This window comes from Paucibacter sp. B2R-40 (assembly GCF_025717555.1).
GTDB lineage: Bacteria > Pseudomonadota > Gammaproteobacteria > Burkholderiales > Burkholderiaceae_C > Paucibacter_A.
This window is the reverse complement of record NZ_JAJIRP010000004.1, coordinates 74,918-95,169: the sequence shown is the minus strand read 5'-3', so window position 1 is coordinate 95,169 and position 20,252 is coordinate 74,918. Positions and strand designations below refer to the sequence as shown.

The 20,252-nt window shown below is 62.2% G+C and carries 15 protein-coding genes and 1 tRNA gene; 10 read left to right on the top strand and 6 right to left on the bottom strand.

What is annotated here, in order from left to right; genetic code table 11:
* Nucleotides 1-4 precede the first annotated feature (4 nt).
* The 3 genes from LNV09_RS09570 to LNV09_RS09560 all read right to left on the bottom strand — a co-directional run bounded on the left by LNV09_RS09570 (nucleotide 5) and on the right by LNV09_RS09560 (nucleotide 3,676).
* A complete protein-coding gene (locus LNV09_RS09570) occupies nucleotides 5-784 on the bottom strand; it encodes a HesA/MoeB/ThiF family protein (protein WP_263556872.1) in 780 nt (259 codons plus the stop codon).
* A gap of 77 nt (nucleotides 785-861) precedes the next feature.
* On the bottom strand, nucleotides 862-2,301 hold the full coding sequence (locus tag LNV09_RS09565) for a S41 family peptidase (RefSeq protein WP_263556871.1): 1,440 nt from the start codon (nucleotides 2,299-2,301) through the stop codon (nucleotides 862-864).
* Nucleotides 2,302-2,533: 232 nt separating this feature from the next.
* On the bottom strand, nucleotides 2,534-3,676 hold the full coding sequence (locus LNV09_RS09560) for an ABC transporter ATP-binding protein (protein WP_263556870.1): 1,143 nt from the start codon (nucleotides 3,674-3,676) through the stop codon (nucleotides 2,534-2,536).
* A 115-nt stretch (nucleotides 3,677-3,791) separates the two neighbouring features.
* Here LNV09_RS09560 and LNV09_RS09555 point away from each other — a divergent pair, with 115 nt between their 5' ends.
* Nucleotides 3,792-5,399 carry an ABC transporter permease gene (locus LNV09_RS09555; protein WP_263556869.1) on the top strand — a complete coding sequence of 536 codons (1,608 nt, stop codon included), beginning with the start codon at nucleotides 3,792-3,794 and terminating at the stop codon, nucleotides 5,397-5,399.
* A 105-nt stretch (nucleotides 5,400-5,504) separates the two neighbouring features.
* Entirely contained in the window at nucleotides 5,505-5,717 is a 213-nt protein-coding gene (locus tag LNV09_RS09550; RefSeq protein ID WP_263556868.1) for a hypothetical protein, read from the top strand.
* A gap of 113 nt (nucleotides 5,718-5,830) precedes the next feature.
* On the opposite strand, the gene LNV09_RS09545 is transcribed toward LNV09_RS09550, so the two are convergent.
* Together LNV09_RS09545 and LNV09_RS09540 are read right to left on the bottom strand one after the other, a co-directional pair.
* Nucleotides 5,831-5,907 (bottom strand) — tRNA-Met (locus LNV09_RS09545).
* 61 nt (nucleotides 5,908-5,968) lie between these two features.
* The gene (locus tag LNV09_RS09540; protein ID WP_263556867.1) at nucleotides 5,969-6,865 is read right to left on the bottom strand and encodes a delta(1)-pyrroline-2-carboxylate reductase family protein; all 897 of its coding nucleotides are present in this window, start codon (nucleotides 6,863-6,865) and stop codon (nucleotides 5,969-5,971) included.
* 195 nt (nucleotides 6,866-7,060) lie between these two features.
* Between LNV09_RS09540 and ftsY the strand changes: the two genes are divergently transcribed.
* Complete coding sequence (ftsY, locus tag LNV09_RS09535; RefSeq protein ID WP_263556866.1) at nucleotides 7,061-8,215, top strand: signal recognition particle-docking protein FtsY; 1,155 nt, start codon at nucleotides 7,061-7,063, stop codon at nucleotides 8,213-8,215.
* A gap of 97 nt (nucleotides 8,216-8,312) precedes the next feature.
* Here the strand turns inward: ftsY and ffh are convergent, their stop codons facing one another.
* A complete protein-coding gene (ffh, locus tag LNV09_RS09530; RefSeq protein WP_263556865.1) occupies nucleotides 8,313-9,698 on the bottom strand; it encodes a signal recognition particle protein in 1,386 nt (461 codons plus the stop codon).
* 51 nt (nucleotides 9,699-9,749) lie between these two features.
* Between ffh and LNV09_RS09525 the strand changes: the two genes are divergently transcribed.
* The 7 genes from LNV09_RS09525 to LNV09_RS09495 all read left to right on the top strand — a co-directional run bounded on the left by LNV09_RS09525 (nucleotide 9,750) and on the right by LNV09_RS09495 (nucleotide 20,166).
* Nucleotides 9,750-10,607, top strand: coding sequence for a cytochrome C assembly family protein (locus tag LNV09_RS09525; RefSeq protein WP_263556864.1), 858 nt, complete (start codon nucleotides 9,750-9,752; stop codon nucleotides 10,605-10,607).
* A gap of 40 nt (nucleotides 10,608-10,647) precedes the next feature.
* Entirely contained in the window at nucleotides 10,648-10,896 is a 249-nt protein-coding gene (locus tag LNV09_RS09520) for a PP0621 family protein (RefSeq protein ID WP_263556863.1), read from the top strand.
* Nucleotides 10,893-12,758, top strand: a complete 1,866-nt coding sequence (locus tag LNV09_RS09515; protein WP_263556862.1) for a sensor histidine kinase — start codon at nucleotides 10,893-10,895, stop codon at nucleotides 12,756-12,758. Before LNV09_RS09520 ends, LNV09_RS09515 begins: the two co-directional genes overlap by 4 nt.
* Nucleotides 12,759-12,766: 8 nt before the next feature.
* Complete coding sequence (locus LNV09_RS09510; RefSeq protein ID WP_263556861.1) at nucleotides 12,767-14,347, top strand: sigma-54-dependent transcriptional regulator; 1,581 nt, start codon at nucleotides 12,767-12,769, stop codon at nucleotides 14,345-14,347.
* A gap of 554 nt (nucleotides 14,348-14,901) precedes the next feature.
* Nucleotides 14,902-17,817 (top strand): ribonucleoside-diphosphate reductase subunit alpha, encoded by a 2,916-nt coding sequence (locus LNV09_RS09505; protein WP_263556860.1) that lies wholly within the window; start codon nucleotides 14,902-14,904, stop codon nucleotides 17,815-17,817.
* 214 nt (nucleotides 17,818-18,031) lie between these two features.
* Nucleotides 18,032-19,240 (top strand): ribonucleotide-diphosphate reductase subunit beta, encoded by a 1,209-nt coding sequence (locus LNV09_RS09500; RefSeq protein ID WP_263556859.1) that lies wholly within the window; start codon nucleotides 18,032-18,034, stop codon nucleotides 19,238-19,240.
* Between the two features lie 209 nt (nucleotides 19,241-19,449).
* Nucleotides 19,450-20,166: a hypothetical protein gene (locus tag LNV09_RS09495; protein ID WP_263556858.1), complete on the top strand. Its 717-nt coding sequence runs from the start codon at nucleotides 19,450-19,452 to the stop codon at nucleotides 20,164-20,166.
* The last annotated feature ends 86 nt before the right edge of the window (nucleotides 20,167-20,252 follow it).

Below are 20,252 nucleotides of genomic sequence, written 5' to 3'. Positions count from 1 at the left end.
TGCCTCAACTGGCTGTTTCGTGTGTGTATCCAATTTTTGTGCAGCCACAGATGCTGCAATCGGGATCAGCTTGCATGACTATTTCGCTCCATTCCATGCGGCGCCCGTCCAGTATTTGCAGGCGCCCGGCCAAGCTGCCGGGCATGGCCAGCAGCAGCTTCAGGCTTTCCGCAGCCTGCATGCTGCCTATCACGCCGACCAAGGGCGCGAACACGCCCATCGTGGCACAGCGGGCCTCTTCGAACTGGCTGTCGGGCGGGAACACGCAGGCATAGCAAGGCGCGCCGGCTTGGCGGCTGTCATAGACGCTGATCTGGCCATCAAAGCCGATCGCCGCACCGGCCACCAGCGGCTTGGCGTGCTTGACACAAGCGCGATTGACAGCCTGGCGGGTGGCGAAGTTGTCACAGCAGTCCAGCACGACATCGGCGTCGGCCACCAACCGGTCCAGCAGCGCCGCGTCGGCGCGTTGACGCAGCGCGCTGACGCGCACCTCCGGGTTGAGGGCGGCCAGGCTCAGCGCCGCTGACTCGACCTTAGGCATGCCCACGCGGTCCATGGTGTGAGCAATCTGGCGTTGCAGATTGGTCAGATCAACCTCGTCGTCATCGACCAGGGTGATGTGGCCGACACCGGCGCTGGCCAAGTAGAGTGCGGCGGGAGAGCCCAGGCCGCCCGCGCCGATGATCAAGGCATGCGACTTCAGCAGGCGCTGCTGGCCCTCGATGCCGATTTCGTCCAGAAAAATATGCCTGGAGTAGCGCAGTAATTGCTCGTCATTCATGGCCCTAAGCATAGCGCGGCCACCAAGTAAAACAGCCCGCTTTGGAGGCGGGCTGTTGCGGTCAAGTTGAGCTCGGCTCACTCGTCTATCTTGGCCTCGGCCTTGCGCTCCACGGCGGTCTTGGACACCAGCACCGGCAAGCCCTTCAAATGGTTCAAGGCTTGATTCAGCTGGAAGTCTTCGGCACTGCCGAACTCGGGCAGCGGCTTGGGTGGCTCATTCTTTTTGGCGTACTCGGCCTCAAGCTTTTCGCGCGCTTCTTCGCGGGCTTTCTCGCGTGCTTCGTCCTTGACTTCTTCTTTGCCGTTGTTCAGGTGCTTTTCCAGATCGGCTTCGCGCGTGCGCAGCGCGGCGAAGACATTGCCTTCGGCGGTCTCGTCCAACAAGATGTCCGGCAGGATGCCGGTCGCCTGGATGGAGCGGCCACTCGGCGTGTAGTAGCGCGCGGTGGTGATTTTCAGCGCCGTTTCCGGGCTGAGCTGGCGCACCGTTTGCACGGAGCCCTTGCCGAAGGTCTGCGCGCCCATGATCAGCGCCCGTTTGTGATCCTGCAAGGCGCCGGCGACGATTTCGCTGGCCGAGGCCGAGCCTTCGTTGACCAACACAATCATCGGGACCTTCTTCAGCGCTGCCGGCAAGTTGCGCAGCGGGTCGTTGCCGCCGCGACGCAGGTAAAAGTCAGGGTTGGCCTTGAAGCTGGCTTTGGAGTCGGCGATCTGGCCGTTGGTGCTGACGACTTCGAGGTCCTTGGTCAAAAATGCCGAGGAAATCGCCACCGAGGCTTCGAGCAGACCGCCCGGGTCATTGCGCAGGTCCAGCACCAAGCCCTTCAAATGCGGTTCTTGCTTGTAGAGTTCCTCGAGCTTTTTGGCAAAGTCGTCGACTGTGCTGTCCTGGAACTGGCTGACCCGCAACCAAGCGTAGCCGGGCTCGATGATTTTGCCGCGCACGCTGCGGTTGTGAATTTCTTCCCGCACGATGGTGACAGGGAAGCTGCGGTTTTCGCTTTTGCGATAGATCGTCAACTGGACCTTGGAGCCCAATTCGCCGCGCATGCGCTTGACCGCCTGGTCAATTCCTAAGCCGCGCACCAGCGAATCATCGATCTTGCTGATCAGGTCGCCACTTTTCAGGCCAGCGCGGAAGGCCGGCGAGCCTTCAATCGGCGAGACGATCTTGACCAAGCCGTCTTCCATGCCGATCTCGATGCCGACGCCGACGAATTTGCCGGTCGTGCCTTCGCGGAATTCCTTGAAATTCTTTTTATCGAAAAACTGCGAATGCGGGTCGAGCCCGGCCACCATGCCGGCGATTGCATCATTGATCAACTTTTTCTCGTCGATCGGCTCGACATAGTCGGACTTGATCATCGCGAAGACGGCGGCCAGTTGCTGCAACTCTTCGAGCGGCAATGGTGATAGGTTGCTGCGTGCATTGGCCTGCAACTGCATGGTCGTGAGCGCTCCGGCCACAACACCCAAGGCCAGCCAGCCTGCAACTTTGAATTTGGCACTCATGGTGAGAGTCCGTCCTATCCGTCTAGCGAAAAACCTAAAAATCTATGCGCCTTTGGCCAAGCACCGAGCTGGCACAAATCTCGCTTGATCAGTATATGCGGGCGCACCGCGCAGCCCTGCCGGAAAGGCGGCGCTTTGGCCTGACAAATCAAGGCTTTGGAGTGAAAAAGAGACTAAATCTCGGTCTTTGCGCAAGTCGCTGGCCTAGGCCTGGGGTGTAAGCCGCCGCGCTTCACTCGACGACGCTGGCCTGTTTGGCGAAGGTGACGACATGGTCAACGTCGGCACGTATGCCTATCCACTCGCCCACCTGATGGTCGTGATGCGAGGGCACATGGGCCATCAAACGCTCGCCCGTGCGCAGCCTGAGCGTGTAGAGAAAGTCGGCGCCGCGAAAGACTTTGCGCTCGATCTGCGCTTTGACCGGCGCCAGGTCATCGTGAATGATGTCATCGGCCCGCAGCAGCACATCGCACATGCCGCCGGGGTAGGCGCTGGCGAGTGCGCAGGCCTCGGCGTCCATCAAGGAGCCCACGGGCGTCAACACCGCCGGCCCCTGTTCGCCCTGCACGATGCGCCCCGGCGTGAACACGCTGTGGCCGATGAAGTCCGCCACAAAGCGCGTGGCCGGCCGGTGATAAACGGCGTAGGGCGCGTCCCATTGCTCCAGGCTGCCTTGCTGCATCACGCCGACCACGTCGCCAATTGCAAAGGCCTCGGCCTGGTCATGGGTGACGAACAAGGCCGTGGTGCCGCTGGCCTTCAAGATCGCCCGCAACTCTTGCGACAAATGCTCGCGTAGGTCCACATCCAGGCTGGAGAAGGGTTCGTCCAGCAAAAGCAGTCTTGGCGCCGGTGCCAAGGCGCGCGCCAGCGCCACGCGCTGCTGCTGGCCGCCCGAGAGCTGATGGGGTGCGCGCTTGGCCGCATGGGCCAGGCCCACCAGGTCCAGCACCTCCTGGATGCGAGCGGCGCGTGCCGGGCGGTTCAAATGGCGCAGGCCAAAGCCGATGTTGTCGGCCACGCTCAGGTGAGGGAAGAGCGCATAGTCTTGGAACACCATGCCGATGCGGCGCTCTTCCGGGTTCAAGTGCCGGCCTATGGCCGCATCGGCCAAGACCTTGCCGGCAATGCTGATGCGGCCGCTTTGCAAGCGCTCCAGGCCGGCGATGCAGCGCAGCACCGAGGTCTTGCCGCAGCCCGAGGGGCCGATCAGCACGCCGATCTGCCCGCTGACCAGGCTCAGACTGAGCGCCTCGACCGCGCCGCGCCGCTGCCCACGGGCCGCGGCTTGATTGCTGGATGGCGAATTTGCTTGTTGAGCTTGCGCCGCACCGGGGTAGCGCAGCCCGATCTGGTCGAGGGCTAGAAACATGGCCCTTATGATAGCGGGCGGCCGGTGCTGCGCAGAACGCGCCTAATTCGCATTCATCGTCGGCTGTGCTGCCCACCGCTGCGCTCCCAATTCTTCCTCTCCACTTTTTTCTCGCATGCTGCGTCTGGTCACCGTTGTTTGCCTGCTATTGGCCGTTCCTGTGCTGGGCATACTGGGGTCCTGGTTGGGTCTGGATCAGCAAAGCTGGGCGGTCTTGCAGCATCAATGGGCGACGGTCCTGCCTGAATATGTCGGCACCTCTTTGCTGCTGTCGGTCAGCGTCGGCCTTGGTGTGGCCTTGCTGGGCGGCATGACGGCGGCGGCGATCAGCCTGTTTGAGTTCCCCGGCCGGCGCTGGTTCGAATGGGCCTTGCTGCTGCCGATGGCGATGCCCGCCTATGTCGCGGCTTATGCCTACACCGATGCCTTGCAGTACGGCGGCGCCCTGCAAACCTGGTTGCGTGCGCTGAGCGGCGCTCAAGGCGCCCTGTGGTCCGATGTGCGCAGCCTGCCCGGCGCGGTGGTCTTGTTTGTGCTGTGCCTTTATCCCTATGTGTATTTGTTGACCCGCACCGCGCTGCAGGAGCGCGGCGTCACCTTGATGGAAACCGCCCGCATCCTGGGTGCGGGCACTTGGCGGCGAGTGCATGAGGTGGCGCTGCCCTTGGCGCGGCCGGCGCTGGCGGCCGGTGTTGCGCTGGCCTTGATGGAAACGCTGGCCGACTATGGCGTCGGAGCCTATTTCGGGCTCAGCACCTTGACCACGGGCATTTACAAGGCTTGGTTGGTGATGAATGAGCGCATGGCTGCCGCTCAGCTGGCCTCGGCCCTGCTGCTGGCAGTGGCGCTGCTGTTGTGGGCCGAGCGGCGTGCGCAAGCCAAGCTGCGCTTTGCCAGCAGCCGCGCGGGCGCCCAACACGCAGCCGAGGCCCGCCCCTTGGTCTTGCGCGGTTGGGCGGCGGCCGCTGCGTTTGCGCTATGCGGTCTACCGGTGCTGTTGGGTTTTGTATTGCCGGTGTTTGCCCTGCTGAAGCTGATGTGGCTGGAGGCTCGTTACGGCGAATTTGGCCTGCCTTTGACGCGCTTTGGGCAATGGGCGTGGACGAGTTTGCAATTGGCCTCCATCTCGGCGGTTTTGGCCGTGGCGCTGGCGCTGGTCCTGGCTTACGCGGCGCGCATTTCGGCCGGCGGGCGCTTGCTGGGCGCGGCCACGCGCGTGGTCTCGCTCGGCTACGCGGTGCCGGGCGCCGTCATCGCCGTGGGCATCTTGCTGCCGCTGGCCTGGCTGCAGGAATATGCACCCCAACTCGGCCTCACCAATATCGTCACCGGCACCATCACCGGCCTGATCTACGCCTATCTGGTGCGTTTCTCCGGCGTGGCCTTGCAATCGGTCGAGGCCGGCTATGCGCGTATCTCGCCGACGGTGGACGAGACCGCCCGCTTGCTCGGCGCCTCGCGCGGCCGATTGTTCCGGGTCTTGCATGCGCCCTTGCTGGCGCGCTCGGCCTTGGCGGCGGCCTTGCTGGTGTTTGTCGATGTCATGAAGGAGTTGCCCGCCACTTTGGTGCTGCGACCCTTCAATAGCGACACGCTGGCAGTCGTCGCGTATCAACTGGCGCGGGACGAGCGCCTGGGCGAGGCGGCTTTGCCTTCATTGGCCATTGTGCTGGTGGGCTTGGTGCCGGTGTTGATGCTTTCAAGGGCGATGCGCCAGCGCTAAGAACGCTTTGCAAAAGCGCTGGCCTCGGCAACTCGCTCTATAGGGGGATGGTGAAAACGCAGCCTAACGTCGATGCTTATGGCATATCAGCGGAGAAAGTAGGAAATGCATCAGCCATCGAGAGTTGCAATTGCATCGGTGCCGCCAGAGCAAAGCGCGGGCTTGAGCTTGGCTGCGGCGGTCTGGGCCTTGCTGACCGCCCATCGCCCCGATCAAATACAGGCCGCGTCCTTGGATGGCTTGGAGGTGCTGGAGTCCACATGGGATGAGTGGGAGGAGTTGCACTCTGGCTCGGCGGATTCAACTGCGAAGGCATGAGCCTGTGGAGTTGCGAGCGTGTGAGGTGGATACTCGGTGAATACACGCCCCAAAGCAAAAAGCCACCGCTAGGGTGGCTTTTCTTCTAAGTGCTTGACGCACAAAGATAATTTTGGTGGCGCTTCAGGGATTCGAACCCCGGACCTGCGGATTATGATTCCGTCGCTCTAACCGGCTGAGCTAAAGCGCCTCAAGCCCTCTACTATAGCATCGAGTTTTCTGGGTATGCAAGCTTTTGGCGAAAAAAGTTTTCAATCGATCAGGGCCGTGCGCACGGCGGCCAGGTCCCAGGCGGCATGACCGACGGTTTTTAGCAGCATCGGTGCGCGCGGCAAGGCGCTGTTCGACAGGGCTTCGGCCAATATGTGAACACGATTCCAATCGACACCGGCCTGCAGCAGATCGCCGGCTTCGTGGCGGGCACCGTCGAGCTCATCGACCCAGACTTGCCGCTGCCGCACTTGCTTGGCCGGCAACTCGGCCATCTGTGGTGTGAAACTGCCCAGGCCAACAATCAAGGTCGCCGGGTCAACTTCGTCCGGCAGCACCGCCGTCAATGAGGTGGTGGCGGTGACCGCCGCCGTGGCGCCTTCCAGCGCTTGCTCTAGCGGTAAAACTCTGGCGTTCAAGCCTTGTGCGATCAACGTAGCAGCAAAGGCGCTGCTTTGCGCCCGGCCACGGCCGACGCAGCGCAGTTGCACACCGGGCCAGCGCTCGCCCATGGCCAGTGCGTGGGTCAGCGCTTGTGCGCCGGTGCCGACCAACACGACGATTTCGGGCGCTTGCCCCAGCAGCGTTTCCATGCCCAGCAGGGTGACGGCAGCCGTGCGACGGGCTGTCACGACGATGCCGTCCAGAATGATCAGAGGCGTGCCGCTGCCGGCCTCGCTGACGACCACGCGGCCCTGAATCGTCGGCTGCCCACGTTCGCGGTTGGCGGGGGTTACGGCGACCAGCTTGGTGACGGCATAGCGCGCATCGGTGCAGGGCATCGCCAAGTAGGAGCCGCCCTCAGGCAGGGGCAAAACGGTGCGTCCGCTGGCGTGAATCAGGCCGGCACGCAAATCGAGCATGGCTTGCCTGACGGCTGGAATGAGTCGCTCATAGGGCAGCAGATCGGCGGTGGATTCGGCATTGAGAATTCGCATAGCTAGATTCCTGGGGCCACGCAAAGGGCTGCCCGAGCCAGCCGATTATGATTCCGGCTTATTGATTTGCTGGCCGGCTTGGCCGCAGTCATTGCGTTGACGGTTATTTTTTGCGTTGACGCAGGCTCTTCACAAGGCGGTGTGTGACAGCGTGGCTTCAAACACGGTCGCGCACCGTCATTCCCAGGTTGCGCGATGTTCAGCTTCTTCAAGAAAAAGTTCTCTTCCACCCCGGTGCCGACGCCAGTTCCGGTTGTCGTGCCCGAACCAGCCGTGGTGGCCGCACCACTTTCTGAACCGATTGCTGAACTGCTTGCTGAGTTGATCGTTGCGCCTGCGCCGCTGCCAGCGCCCGAACCGGCGACGGTCGAACATGCGGTCGTCGTCCCTGCAGCGTTGCCAGTGTCCATGCCCGTGCCCGCCGCAGAGGACCAGGCGCCCGTCGTTGAGCCTCGCCGCAGTTGGATCGACAATCTGCGGCAAGGATTGCGAAAAACCGGCTCCAGCATTGCGCAAGTCTTCACCGGCACGCAAATTGACGATGCCTTGTACGAGGAATTGGAAGCTGCGCTGCTGATGGCCGACACCGGCGTCAAAGCGACCGAGCATCTGCTTGCCGATCTCAAGCGTCGCGTCAAGGAGGCCAAGGTGACCGCGCCTTCAGCCGTGCGTGGGCTTTTGGTGGAAGCCTTGGCCGATTTGCTGCGGCCGCTGGAGAAAGCATTGGCGGTCGGTCAACACAGCCCGACGGTGATGATGGTGGTCGGCGTCAACGGCGCCGGCAAGACCACCAGCATCGGCAAGCTGACCCGTCACTTGGCCGAGGCCGATCAGAAGATCTTGCTGGCCGCGGCCGATACCTTCCGAGCCGCTGCGCGTGAGCAGTTGGCCGTGTGGGCCGACCGCACCCAAGTCGAGATCGTCAGCCAGGAGGGCGGCGACCCCTCGGCTGTGACCTTTGATGCGGTGACGGCCGGGCGCGCCCGTGGCTGTGATGTGGTGATTGCGGACACGGCGGGCCGCCTGCCGACGCAGCTGCATCTGATGGAAGAGCTGAAGAAGATCAAGCGCGTGATCGGCAAGGCGCAGGACGGCGCGCCGCATGAGGTCTTGCTGGTGATTGATGGCAACACCGGGCAGAACGCGCTGGCGCAGGTCAAGACCTTTGACGATGCGATCGGCCTGACCGGCTTGATCGTCACCAAGCTCGACGGCACGGCCAAGGGCGGCGTGCTGGCGGCGATAGCGCGCGAGCGCGCGATTCCGGTCTACTTCATCGGCGTGGGCGAGAAGCTGGAGGACTTGCAAACCTTCAACGCCCGCGAGTTCGCGCAGGCGCTGCTCGAATAAGGTTTTGCGCCCGAGCGCCGGGCCGCCCCAAGCCGGGCGCCAAGAAAAAGTGGCCGGTTTGATACCGGCCATTTTTACGTACCCGCGGGCGAGGGGCTTATTTCATGCCGGGCATGCCGCCCATGCCCTTCATACCGCCCAGCTTCTTCATCATCTTCATCATGCCGCCGCCGCTCATCTTTTTCATCATGCCCTGCATCTGATCGAACTGGGTCAGTACGCGGTTGACTTCATGAATCTGCACGCCGGCGCCACTGGCGATGCGGCGCTTGCGGCTGGCCTTGCTCTTGCCATCGAGTAAGAGGCTAGGCTGACGGCGCTCCTTGGCGGTCATCGCGTTCATGATGCCTTCCATGCGGCGCATGTCCTTCTCGGCCCGGTCCATATCGGCCGCACCCGTCTTGGCCGTCATCTGCGAGGGCAGCTTGTCCATCAGGCCGGCCAGGCCGCCCATCTTCTTCATTTGCGTGATCTGGGCCAGGAAGTCGTTCAGATCAAAGCCGCTGCCAGTTTTGAGTTTGTCGGCCAGTTTTTGCGCCGCGGCGACGTCGATGCCCTTGGTGACTTCTTCGACCAGCGCGACGATGTCGCCCATGCCCAAGACGCGGCCGGCGTGACGCTCGGCGTCAAACACCTCCAGGCCGTCGATTTTCTCCGACGTGCCGGCGAATTTGATCGGTGCGCCGGTGATCTGGCGCACCGACAGCGCCGCGCCGCCGCGCGAGTCGCCGTCCAGCTTGGTCAGCACGATGCCGGTCAGCGGTAGCGCTTCCTTGAAGGCCTTGGCCGTGTTGATCGCATCCTGACCCTGCATCGCGTCGACGACGAACAGCGTCTCAATCGGGTTGAGCAAAGCATGCAGGTCGCGGATCTCGGCCATCAAGGCTTCATCGATGGCGAGTCGGCCGGCGGTGTCCACCAGCAGCACATCAAAATAATGCTTCTTGGCGTAGTCGATCGCGGCCAGCGCGATGTCGCGCGGCTTTTGATCCGGCGTCGACGGGAACCACTCGGCGCCGGCCTGTTTGGTGACGGTCTTGAGCTGCTCAATCGCGGCCGGGCGGTAGACGTCGGCGGAGACCGTCAGCACTTTTTTCTTGCGCTTCTCGATCAGGTGCTTGGCCAGCTTGGCGGTGGTGGTCGTCTTGCCCGCGCCTTGCAGGCCCGCCATCAGGATCACGGCAGGCGGCTGGGCGGCGAGGTTGAGGTCGGCGACCCCTTCGCCCATGGTCGCGGCCAATTCCTTTTGCACAATCGACACCAGCACCTGGCCGGGGTTGAGCGAGCCGATCACCTCGGCGCCGAGCGCCTTGTCTTTGACGCGGGTGATGAAGTCGCGCACGACGGGCAGCGCCACGTCGGCCTCTAGCAGCGCCATGCGCACTTCGCGCAGCATCTCCTGGACGTTCGTTTCGGTGATGCGGGCCTGGCCGCGCATCGTTTTCACGAGACGACTCAGGCGGTCGGTCAAATTGGAAGCCATTGGAGAGAGGCACCGTCGGTCTGGCGAGGCGCGCAAAAGTACACTGTGAGGATGATTTTATCGCCCGCTTCTCAAACACCGGTCAGCGCTGTCTTGCTGGCAGTCAGTTTGCTGTCCGTTTTGGCCTATGGCTGGGTCGCTGTGTCGACCCCCAAAGCGACGTCAGACCACATTCAAAACCCAGCGCGCCCACATGGCGTCTTGATGTTGGCCTGGGCCGCGCATTTGCTGGCCTTGGTTTTGGACATTGCCGGCTTTGGCCAAGCGCAGGCGGGTGCACGTTTCGGTTTCGCGCCTGCTTTGTCCATGACTGTCTGGTTGGTGATCGCGGTCTATATGTTGGAGAGTCGCTTCCTGCCCTTGGCCGGCGTGCGGCGTGTTCTGGCCCTGCTGGCGGCGCTGGTGGTGGTATTGGCGCTGCTGTTTCCCGGCGAGAGCAGGCCGCAGGCGGCCTCGCCTTGGGCCCCCATCCACTGGGTGCTGGGACTGGCTTCTTACGGCTTGTTCGGGGTGGCGGTCTTGCATGCGGCCTTGTTGAGTCGGGCCGAGCGACAGATGCGGCAGATGAAACCTGGCCATGGCAAGCCGCAGGAGCCACGACCCGAACCCTTGATGCCCTTGCTGCGACTCGAGCGGCTCACCTTTCAATTCGTCGGTGCCGGCGTGGCTGTCCTGTCTTTGGCGGTGGTGCTGGGTTGGTGGTTCACCCCGCATTGGCGCTGGGACCACAAGAATTTGTTTGCGGTGCTGGGCTGGGTGGTGCTGAGTGGCCTGTTGGCTGGCAGGCGGGTCTTCGGTTGGCGCGGTCGCCGCGCAACCCGCTGGCTTTACTTCGGCGCCTTGCTGCTCTTGCTGTCCTATGCCGGCTCACGCTTTGTGTTGGAAGTGGTGTTGCAGCGCTCGGTCTGAGCGTCTATCGCGTATTCACGCTGGAAGAACTTGAAGCTTCATGAAATACCTTTTGCTTATCGTTGTTGTGGCGTTGGTGTTCTCGATGCTGGCACGCAAGCGCGCCCGCCCACCCGCCGTAAAGCCCGATTCGCCCGCTCAGCCCAAGGCTCAAGCCCTGAGCATGGCGACTTGCGCACAATGCGGGCTGCATTTGCCGCTTGACGAAGCATTGCCTGGCCAGGGCGGTGTGTTTTGCAGTGGGGCACATCGGGCGGCCTTCGAGTTGGCGCATGGCACTCGCTCATGACTGTGGCGCCGCAGTCTTGGTTTGGCCCTGGCATTCCCGCTGACACGCCGGACACGCTAGACCCCGCCGAGGGCTTGGCCGAAGAGCTGGATTTGGCCGAGTCTGGGCAGGAGCGAGCTGACACGGCGGCTGCAAATTCGCAATTCTTCTTTCAGCCAGCGCGGCGTTTGGTGAGCGCTGGTGGCAACGCGTTCACACGTTTGTACCGGGCTTTTTTGGCCGCCCGCGCGGCCTTGGGGCTGGCGCTGGTGGCGACGCAGCTGATCGCCGGTTTGCTCGGCTCGGCGGTGCCGCTGTGGACGAATATCTTGTGCGTGCTCTACGCCACGCAGGCGCTCACCTTGTGGCTGCTGCCGCGCTTGCAACGCGGCGCTTCTGCGAAGACCTTGGCACGTGTTAGCAGCCCTCAATGGTGGGCCAGCATTGGCTTGGATTTGGCCTTGTTCGGTTTGTTGCATGCATCGGACCGCAGCGGCGGGGTCAATTACGGCGCGCTGTTCGTGATGCCGGTCTTGATGGCCGGCGTGCTGACCCCGCGCTTGCTTGGCCTGGCCACGGCGGCCATCGCGGCCTTGGTGATGTTGGGCGTGGCCGGCTGGGCGGTGCTTGACGGCGCCGATGTGGCGCTGCGCTTGACGCAAGCAGGTCTGGTGGGCAGCGGCTTTTTTGTCATCAGCTTGTTGGCGAGTGAGATGGCCAGCCGCTTGGCCCGCGAGGAGCGCGCCGCACGTGGCAGCATGGAGTTCGCGCGCCAGCAAGCGCAGCTGAATCGGCTGGTGATCGACGAGATGCAAGAAGGTGTGTTGGTGGTGGACCGGCGCGGCCATGTGCGTGCCGCCAATCCGGCCGCCCGCGACTTGTTGGCCGACGGCCAGTCGGCGGTGCGCACGGCTCCATTTCAGCTGCGCGGTGTGCCGGCTTGGCAACCGCTGGTGCGGGCGGTTGAGCAGGCCTTTGCCTCGGCCACTTGGCCCGAGGCCGGGCGCGATGTAGGCCTGGCCTTCGAGAGCGGCGCAGAGCGCAGCCTGCGCCTGCGCATGCGCTTCACAAGGCGCAGGGAGTCGGAGGCGAGTGAAGATTTGTGTGTGCTCTTTATCGAGGACAACCGCAAGGTCTTGGCACGCAGCCAGCAAGAAAAACTGGCCGCGATGGGCCGTGTGTCGGCCGGCATCGCGCATGAAATCCGCAATCCGCTGGCCGCTATCGATCAAGCCAACGCCTTGCTGTCCGAGGATCTGGCCGAGCCCCGCTCGCAGCAGTTGACGCGCATGGTGGCCTCCAATGTGGCACGGCTCAAGCGCATCATTGACGATGTTTTGGAAGTGGCGCCCGGCGCAGTGCCGGCGCCGGTGCCACTGGATGCGAGCTTGTTGGTCAGCGAGACCTGTCTCGAATGGGCGCGCACCAATCAGTTGGCGCCCGGACCCAATGACCCCTTGACTTGCGCCGTGCCGCTGCAGGCCTTGGTGGTCAGCTTTGATCCCGAACATCTGCGCCGGGTCTTGGTCAATTTGCTCGACAACGCCTTGCGCCATGCCGAGCCTGGGCCGGCCTGCGTGCAAGTCAGCTTGGCGCTCGAGCTGGCGGCCAATTCCCAGCCGATGGCAAGCTTGACTGTTTTCAATGCCGGGCCGGCGATCCCGCCCGAGGTGGAGCGTCATTTGTTCGAGCCCTTCTTTTCCACCCGCAGCCGCGGCTCGGGATTGGGCTTGTACATCTGCCGCGAATTGTGTGAGCGCTACGGCGCCCAAATCGACTATCGCCGCCGCCAAGACGCAAACTTGCCCGGCAACGAGTTCAGCATCCGGCTGCGCTTGATCGAGTCCGCTGCGCCTTCATTGCGCAGCCCAACTCTTTTTTGAAGGCATTTATGAGCAGCGCGACTTCCGACGGTTTGGCCTTCAGTTTGCTGGTGGTGGATGACGAGCCTGACTTGCGGACCTTGTATGAGCTGACCTTGATGCGCGAGGGCTACCACTTGGAAACGGCAGGGTCGGTGGCCGAGGCCTTGACGCATCTGCAGCGTCGCCACTACAGCGCCGTCATCACCGATATGCGTTTGCCCGATGGCAGTGGCCTGGACATTTTGCATTGGCTGGAGCAGCAGAGCAGGGATGAGAAGACGCTGGTGATCACTGCCTACGGCTCGGCCGAGAACGCCGTCGAGGCGCTCAAGGCAGGGGCCTATGACTACCTGACCAAGCCGGTTGATCTGCGCCAGTTCAGGCAGGTGGTGGCCTCCGCCTTGGGGCGCCAGCCGCAGACGGTGCCGGCGGTGGTGCCGAGCCTACTGCCGGCGAAGTCGCCAAGTCAGCCCCCTCAGGTGATCGCGAAGGAGACCGTCAAAGAGCGGCCAGTGTTGGCCAAGCCTGTGCCCGCTGCCGCGGCCCATTTGTTGACGGCGCTGTCCCGCCTGGCCGGCAAGTCGGCAGCGATTCAGGAGTTGCGCTCCTTGATCGAAAAAGTTTCGCGCAGCATGGCGCCGGTGCTCTTGCAGGGTGAATCGGGCACCGGCAAGGAATTGGTGGCTCGCGCCATTCACGACAGCGGTGTGCGGGCGCGCCAACGCTTTGTGGCGGTCAATTGCGGCGCCATCCCGGAACAGTTGTTGGAGGCCGAATTTTTTGGCTACCGCAAGGGCGCTTTCACCGGCGCCAATGAAGACCGCGAGGGTTTCTTCCAGGCTGCCGACGGCGGCACCTTGTTCCTGGATGAAATAGGCGACTTGCCACTGGCCATGCAGAGCAAACTCTTGCGTTCGATTCAGGAGCGTTCGGTGCGGCCGGTCGGAGCGGTGGCGGAAGCATCGGTCAATGTGCGAATCCTCAGCGCCACCCACAAAGATCTGGGTGCGGAGGTGGCGGCAGGGCGCTTCCGGCAAGATTTGTTTTACCGCTTGAATGTGATTCAGCTGCGCGTGCCGCCCTTGCGTGAGCGCATCGAGGATGTGCCGATGATTGGCGAGCGCGTGCTGGAGCGCATCGCTGCCGACGCCGGTGTCTCGCCGGTGCCGAAGCTGACGCCGGCCGCGTTGGCGCAATTGACGCGCTATGCCTTCCCCGGCAATGTGCGGGAGCTTGAGAATCTGCTCCACCGCGCGCTGGCATTGTCCGGCGGCGAGTGGATCGATGCGGGCGATCTCGGTTTGCCCGAGTCGCTGTTGGATGAATCTCAGCTGGCGGGCCTGGATGCGGCCGATGAGTTTGACTTGGCGCCTGCCGGGTCCGCAGCCAAAGGCTTCGGTCTTCACACCGCCCCGGCCGATTTGCCAAGCGATCTGGCGAGCTATTTGGATGATGTTGAGCGCGACATCTTGCTGCGTGCCCTGACGCAGCACCGTTTTAACCGCACCGCCGCTGGCGCCAGCTTGGGGCTGTCGCTGCGCCAAATTCGCTACCGCATGGCGCGCCTGGGAGTGACGGCGGACGAGGCGGATCAAGGCGAAGACTAGCCAGGCGCCAACACAAGTCGTCAGTTCGGCCGCGCCGCCCCATGGTTGGTCAGGTGAGCGTTCTGGTACGAAGTTTTTGGCGCAAGGTTTGGCGCGGTTTAGCGGGCATTTTTGGTCGCCAAGCCAGCAGGAATGCGGCTCGGCGCGCTCGGGCACAGAAGGCATCAAGCAAAGTCGCCTTGTCGGCCCTTTCCCGGCTTTGATTCATTGCCTCGGCTAACCTTAATTTCCGCCGCCGTCAATGGGATAGATACGCTAGCTGTAGTGCTTGAGTGGCACGGTGACCCCAGATATAGTGTGCTTCATGCTATCCTTCGGCCCTGTATTCAACACTGGTTTGCATGCCACCTTTGGGCATATTGCAGGGGCGGAGCTGGCTGTTGTAGGTGCAATGCCGGTGCCTACGGGCCGTGCAAGGTCAAGCCTGGGCTTGGGCGTGCTGAAGCCCACGCCGATGTGCCGAATACACCCCAATTTAAATTGAAGCTCAGGCGCGTTTGACGCGCGCCACGCTTTGTTTTTCAAGATTTCAACGAGACATCAAAGGACGATTCATGCAGACTCAACTCGCCCACGCCGCCACTCTGGGAGCCAGCCCGCATTCGGTTAGCCCCGAAGGCCAGCTTTTGCAATCGGCATTTCAGGCCTATCAAATCCTGCGCCGCAATGGCGCCGTGGTGTCGTTTGAGCCGAGCAAGATTGCCGTTGCCTTGATGAAGGCCTTTTTGGCCGTGCATGGCACCAGCGGCGCGGCCTCGGCCAGCGTGCGCGAGACGGTCGACGGCCTGACCGAAGCGGTGGTGCGTGCGCTGATGCGCTCGCGCCCGAGCGGCGGTACCTTCCATATTGAAGATGTGCAGGACCAGGTCGAGCTGGGCCTGATGCGCGGCGGTCATCACGAAGTCGCGCGTGCCTATGTGCTTTACCGCGAGCGTCGCCTGCAAGAGCGCCTGGCCCAGGGCAAGATCGATAAGCCGGTCGCCGAGGTGCAGCTGACCGTGATCGACGGCGGCCAACGCGTGCCGCTGGACTTTGCTCATCTGCAAAGCCTGATCGTGTCGGCCTGCGCTGGCTTGGGCGAGGACGTCAAGCCGGACCCGGTCTTGGCCGAGACCAAGCGCAATTTGTACGACGGCGTGCCGATCGACGAGGTCTACAAGGCCGCGATCCTGGCCGCCCGCACCTTGATCGAGCGCGACCCCGGCTACAGCCAGGCGACGGCGCGCCTGCTGCTGCACACGATCCGCCGCGAAGTGGTCGGCGGCGAGATCACGCAAGAGCAGATGCATGCGCGCTATGCCGAGTATTTCCCCGGCTACATCAAGAAGGGCGTCAAGGCCGAGTTGCTGGACGAGCGTCTGGGTCAGTACGACCTGGCCCGTTTGGGCGCGGCGCTGAAAGCCGAGCGCGATTTGCAGTTCGACTACCTCGGCCTGCAGACGTTGTATGACCGCTACTTCCAGCACATCGACGACCAACGCATCGAAATGCCGCAGGCCTTCTTCATGCGCGTGGCGATGGGCCTGGCGCTGAACGAGATCGACCGCGAAGCGCGTGCGATCGAGTTCTATGAAGTGCTGTCCAGCTTTGACTTCATGAGCTCGACCCCGACGCTGTTCAACTCCGGCACGCGCCGCTCGCAGTTGTCGAGCTGCTACTTGACGACCGTGGCCGATGATCTGGACGGTATCTACGAGGCCTTGAAAGAGAACGCTCTGCTGTCCAAGTTTGCCGGTGGTCTGGGCAATGACTGGACACCGGTGCGCGCCTTGGGCTCGCACATCAAGGGCACCAATGGCAAGAGCCAGGGCGTGGTGCCTTTCCTGAAGGTGGTCAACGACACGGCGGTCGCGGTCAATCAGGGCGGCAAGCGCAAGGGCGCGGTCTGCGCCTATCTGGAAAGCTGGCACCTCGACATCGAGGAGTTCCTGGAGCTGCGCAAGAACACCGGTGATGACCGCCGCCGCACCCATGACATGAACACCGCCAACTGGATCCCCGATCTGTTCATGCGCCGCGTGATGGACGGCGGCCAGTGGACGCTGTTCAGCCCTTCGAACACGCCCGATCTGCATGACCTGTTCGGCATCGCCTTCGAGAAGGCCTATGTCGCCTACGAAGAAAAGGCTGACCGCGGCGAGATCAAGCTGTTCAAGCGCATCGAGGCCAAGGACCTGTGGCGCCGCATGCTGTCGATGCTGTTCGAAACCGGCCACCCTTGGATCACCTTCAAGGACGCCTGCAATGTGCGCTCGCCGCAGCAGCATGTCGGCGTCGTGCACTCGAGCAACCTTTGCACCGAGATCACGCTGAACACCAATGACAGCGAGATCGCGGTTTGTAATCTGGGTTCGGTCAATCTCTTGCAGCATCTGGTGCTGGGCGAAGACGGCAACAAGGGTGTTGACCACGCCAAGCTGCAAAAGACGATTTCGACCGCGATGCGCATGCTCGACAACGTCATCGACATCAACTACTACGCGGTCAAGAAGGCACGTGACTCGAACCTGCGTCACCGTCCGGTCGGCTTGGGGCTGATGGGCTTCCAGGACGCGCTGTATGCGCTGCGTCTGCCCTATGCATCGAATGAGGCGGTCGAGTTCGCCGATCGGTCGATGGAGGCGATCTGCTATTACGCCTACCAGGCTTCGACCGAGTTGGCGCAAGAGCGCGGCCGCTACTCCTCGTATCGCGGCTCGCTGTGGGACCGCGGCATCTTGCCGATCGACTCGCTCGACCTGCTGGCCAAGGAGCGCGGTGGATATGTGGAAGTTGACCGCTCGACCACGATGGACTGGGACGCGCTGCGTGCTCGCATTCAAGCGCACGGCATGCGCAATAGCAATTGCGTGGCGATCGCGCCGACGGCGACCATCTCCAACATCATCGGCGTGGATGCTTCGATCGAGCCTTGCTTCGGCAATCTGTCGGTCAAGTCGAACCTGTCCGGCGAGTTCACCGTCATCAACGACGCCTTGGTGCGTGACCTCAAGCGCCTGGGTCTGTGGGACGACGTGATGGTGATGGACCTGAAGCATTTCGATGGCTCACTGCGCCGCATCGACCGCGTGCCGGAAGAGTTGAAGGCGCTGTACGCGACCGCCTTCGAGGTCGAGACGCAGTGGTTGGTTGAAGCCGCCGCGCGCCGTCAGAAGTGGATCGACCAGGCTCAGTCGCTGAACATCTATATGGCCGGCGCTTCGGGCAAGAAGCTCGATGAGACCTACAAGCTCGCGTGGTTGCGCGGTTTGAAGACGACCTACTATTTGCGCACCATGGGTGCTACGCACGCCGAGAAGAGCACCGTCAAGTCTTCGGGGCAGCTCAATGCGGTCTCGTCGGGCGCGTCTGCGGGGATGGCCTCGGCCGCAAATTCCGCTGCGCCGGTCGCCGCAGTCGAGCCCGAGTTGCCAGCGACAGACATGAAGTTCTGCTCGATTGACAACCCGGATTGCGAGGCTTGTCAGTAAATCGTTGAAAAGAAAAAAGGCCGCTCGATTTGAGGTGGCCTTTTTTCTCGTCGCCTGCGATGCCACTGTTCATCGGCATCTGCTGTTTTTTGTATGCACCAATTCAGAGTTATGTGATTTGCGACTTCGCAACGCGCAAGACGTGTTGATGTCAAGAAGTCCTTGGTGTTTGAACACAACACTCTGATAATTCGACTCGATAGGAAAACAGACTATGTTGGTTTGGGAAGAAGACCTGAAGCCCGCTGAAAAAGCACCCGCGAATTTCGCGACTACTGCGCCCAGCCCCGCTGTGAACGCCGGCTCGGCTGCCTCCGTATCTGCCGCAACGGCTTTCACAACTGCCTCCACAGCGGCCGCGGCCATAACGCCGAGCGCCCCTGCACAAGCGCTTGCAGCTCCCGCCCGCCGCGTCAACGCGGCCGACAAGCGCATCATCAACGGCCAGACCGACGTCAACCAGTTGGTGCCCTTCAAATACAAATGGGCCTGGGAAAAATACCTCGCCACTTGCGCCAACCATTGGATGCCGCAAGAAGTGAATATGTCGCGTGACATCGCCTTGTGGAAAGACCCGAACGGGCTGACCGAAGACGAGCGCCGCATCATCAAGCGCAATCTTGGCTTTTTCGTGACCGCCGATTCGCTCGCCGCCAACAACATCGTGCTGGGCACCTATCGCCACATCACCGCGCCCGAATGCCGCCAGTTCCTGTTGCGCCAGGCCTTTGAAGAGGCGATCCACACCCACGCCTATCAATACATCGTTGAGTCCTTGGGCTTGGACGAGTCGGAGATCTTCAACGCCTATAACGAGGTCAAGTCGATCCGTGACAAGGATGAGTTCCTGATCCCGTTTATCGGCGCGATCATGGATCCGCACTTCAATACCGGCACGCCCGAGAATGATCAAACGCTGCTTAAGAGTCTGATCGTTTTCGCCTGTCTGATGGAGGGTTTGTTCTTCTACGTCGGCTTCACGCAGATCCTGGCGATGGGCCGCCAAAACAAGATGACCGGTGCAGCCGAGCAGTACCAGTACATCTTGCGTGATGAGTCCATGCACTGTAATTTCGGCATCGACCTGATCAACCAACTTAAGCTTGAAAACCCGCATCTGTGGACGCCCGAGTTCAAGGCCGAAATCAAGGCGCTGTTCCTGAAGGCGGTTGATCTGGAATATGCCTATGCCGAAGACACCATGCCTCGTGGCGTGTTGGGCATGAATGCATCGATGTTCAAGGGCTATCTGCGTTACATCGCTAACCGGCGTGCGACACAAATTGGCTTGGAAGAGCTCTTCCCTGGTGAGGAGAACCCCTTCCCATGGATGAGCGAAATGATTGATCTGAAGAAGGAGCGCAACTTCTTCGAAACCCGCGTCATCGAGTACCAATCCGGTGGCGCATTGTCCTGGGACTGAGTAGGTATTGGCTTGGAGCCTTTGTCCGCCTTGTTCCAGTTTATTGTTGACTCAAGAAGATTCGTTGGCTGAAGTTTGATCAGCTAACAACCCAATTCACCGCACCGGGGCGCCAACCTTAAGCGACACCTGGGTGGTGAATAACTGCGCTGCAGCGGCTTAGGCCTTGCAGGCAGTGCTCTTTCCACTTGATCAAGGAGAACTGAAAAATGGCAACTGCAAAGAAGGCTCCGGCCAAAAAGGCCGCACCAGCACCTAAGGCGGCCGCTCCGGCCAAGAAGGTCGCTGCTCCCGTGAAGGCTGCTGCTCCAAAGGCCGCTGCACCTGCGAAGAAGGCTGCTGCTCCCGCGAAGAAGGCTGCTGCAACCAAGGCCGCTGCACCTGCGAAAAAGGCTGCTGCTCCAAAGGCCGCTGCACCTGCGAAGAAGGCTGCTGCTCCCGCGAAGAAGGCTGCTGCAACCAAGGCCGCTGCACCTGCGAAAAAGGCTGCTGCTCCAAAGGCCGCTGCACCTGCGAAGAAGGCCGCTGCACCTGCCAAGAAGGCTGCTGCTCCTGCTAAGAAGGCCGCTGCACCTGCGAAGAAGGCTGCCGCTCCAGCGAAGAAGGCTGCAGCTCCAGCCAAGAAGGCTGCTGCTCCTGCGAAGAAGGCTGCCGCTCCTGCAAAGAAGCCAGCCACGCCAGCCAAGAAGGACACGCCTCCCGTGAAGAAGGCTCCTGCTAAAGCTCCTGCCAAGGCGCCAGCCAAGCCAGCAGCCAAACCAGCGGCTAAACCAGCGGCAAAGCCTGCTGCCAAAGCTGCAGCGAAGCCAGCCGCCAAGCCAGCAGCCAAGAAGGCCGCTGCCAAGCCAGCTGCCGCCGCCCCAGCCGCCAAGACTGCGCTGAGCCCACAAGCCGCTTGGCCTTTCCCTACCGGCAACAAGCCCTGAGTTCGGATCGTCCCCTCAGTTGAAACCCGGCTCCGGCCGGGTTTTTTTTGGGCGCTGCTTGAACCCTGGCTGCTTGGCCCGGTCCT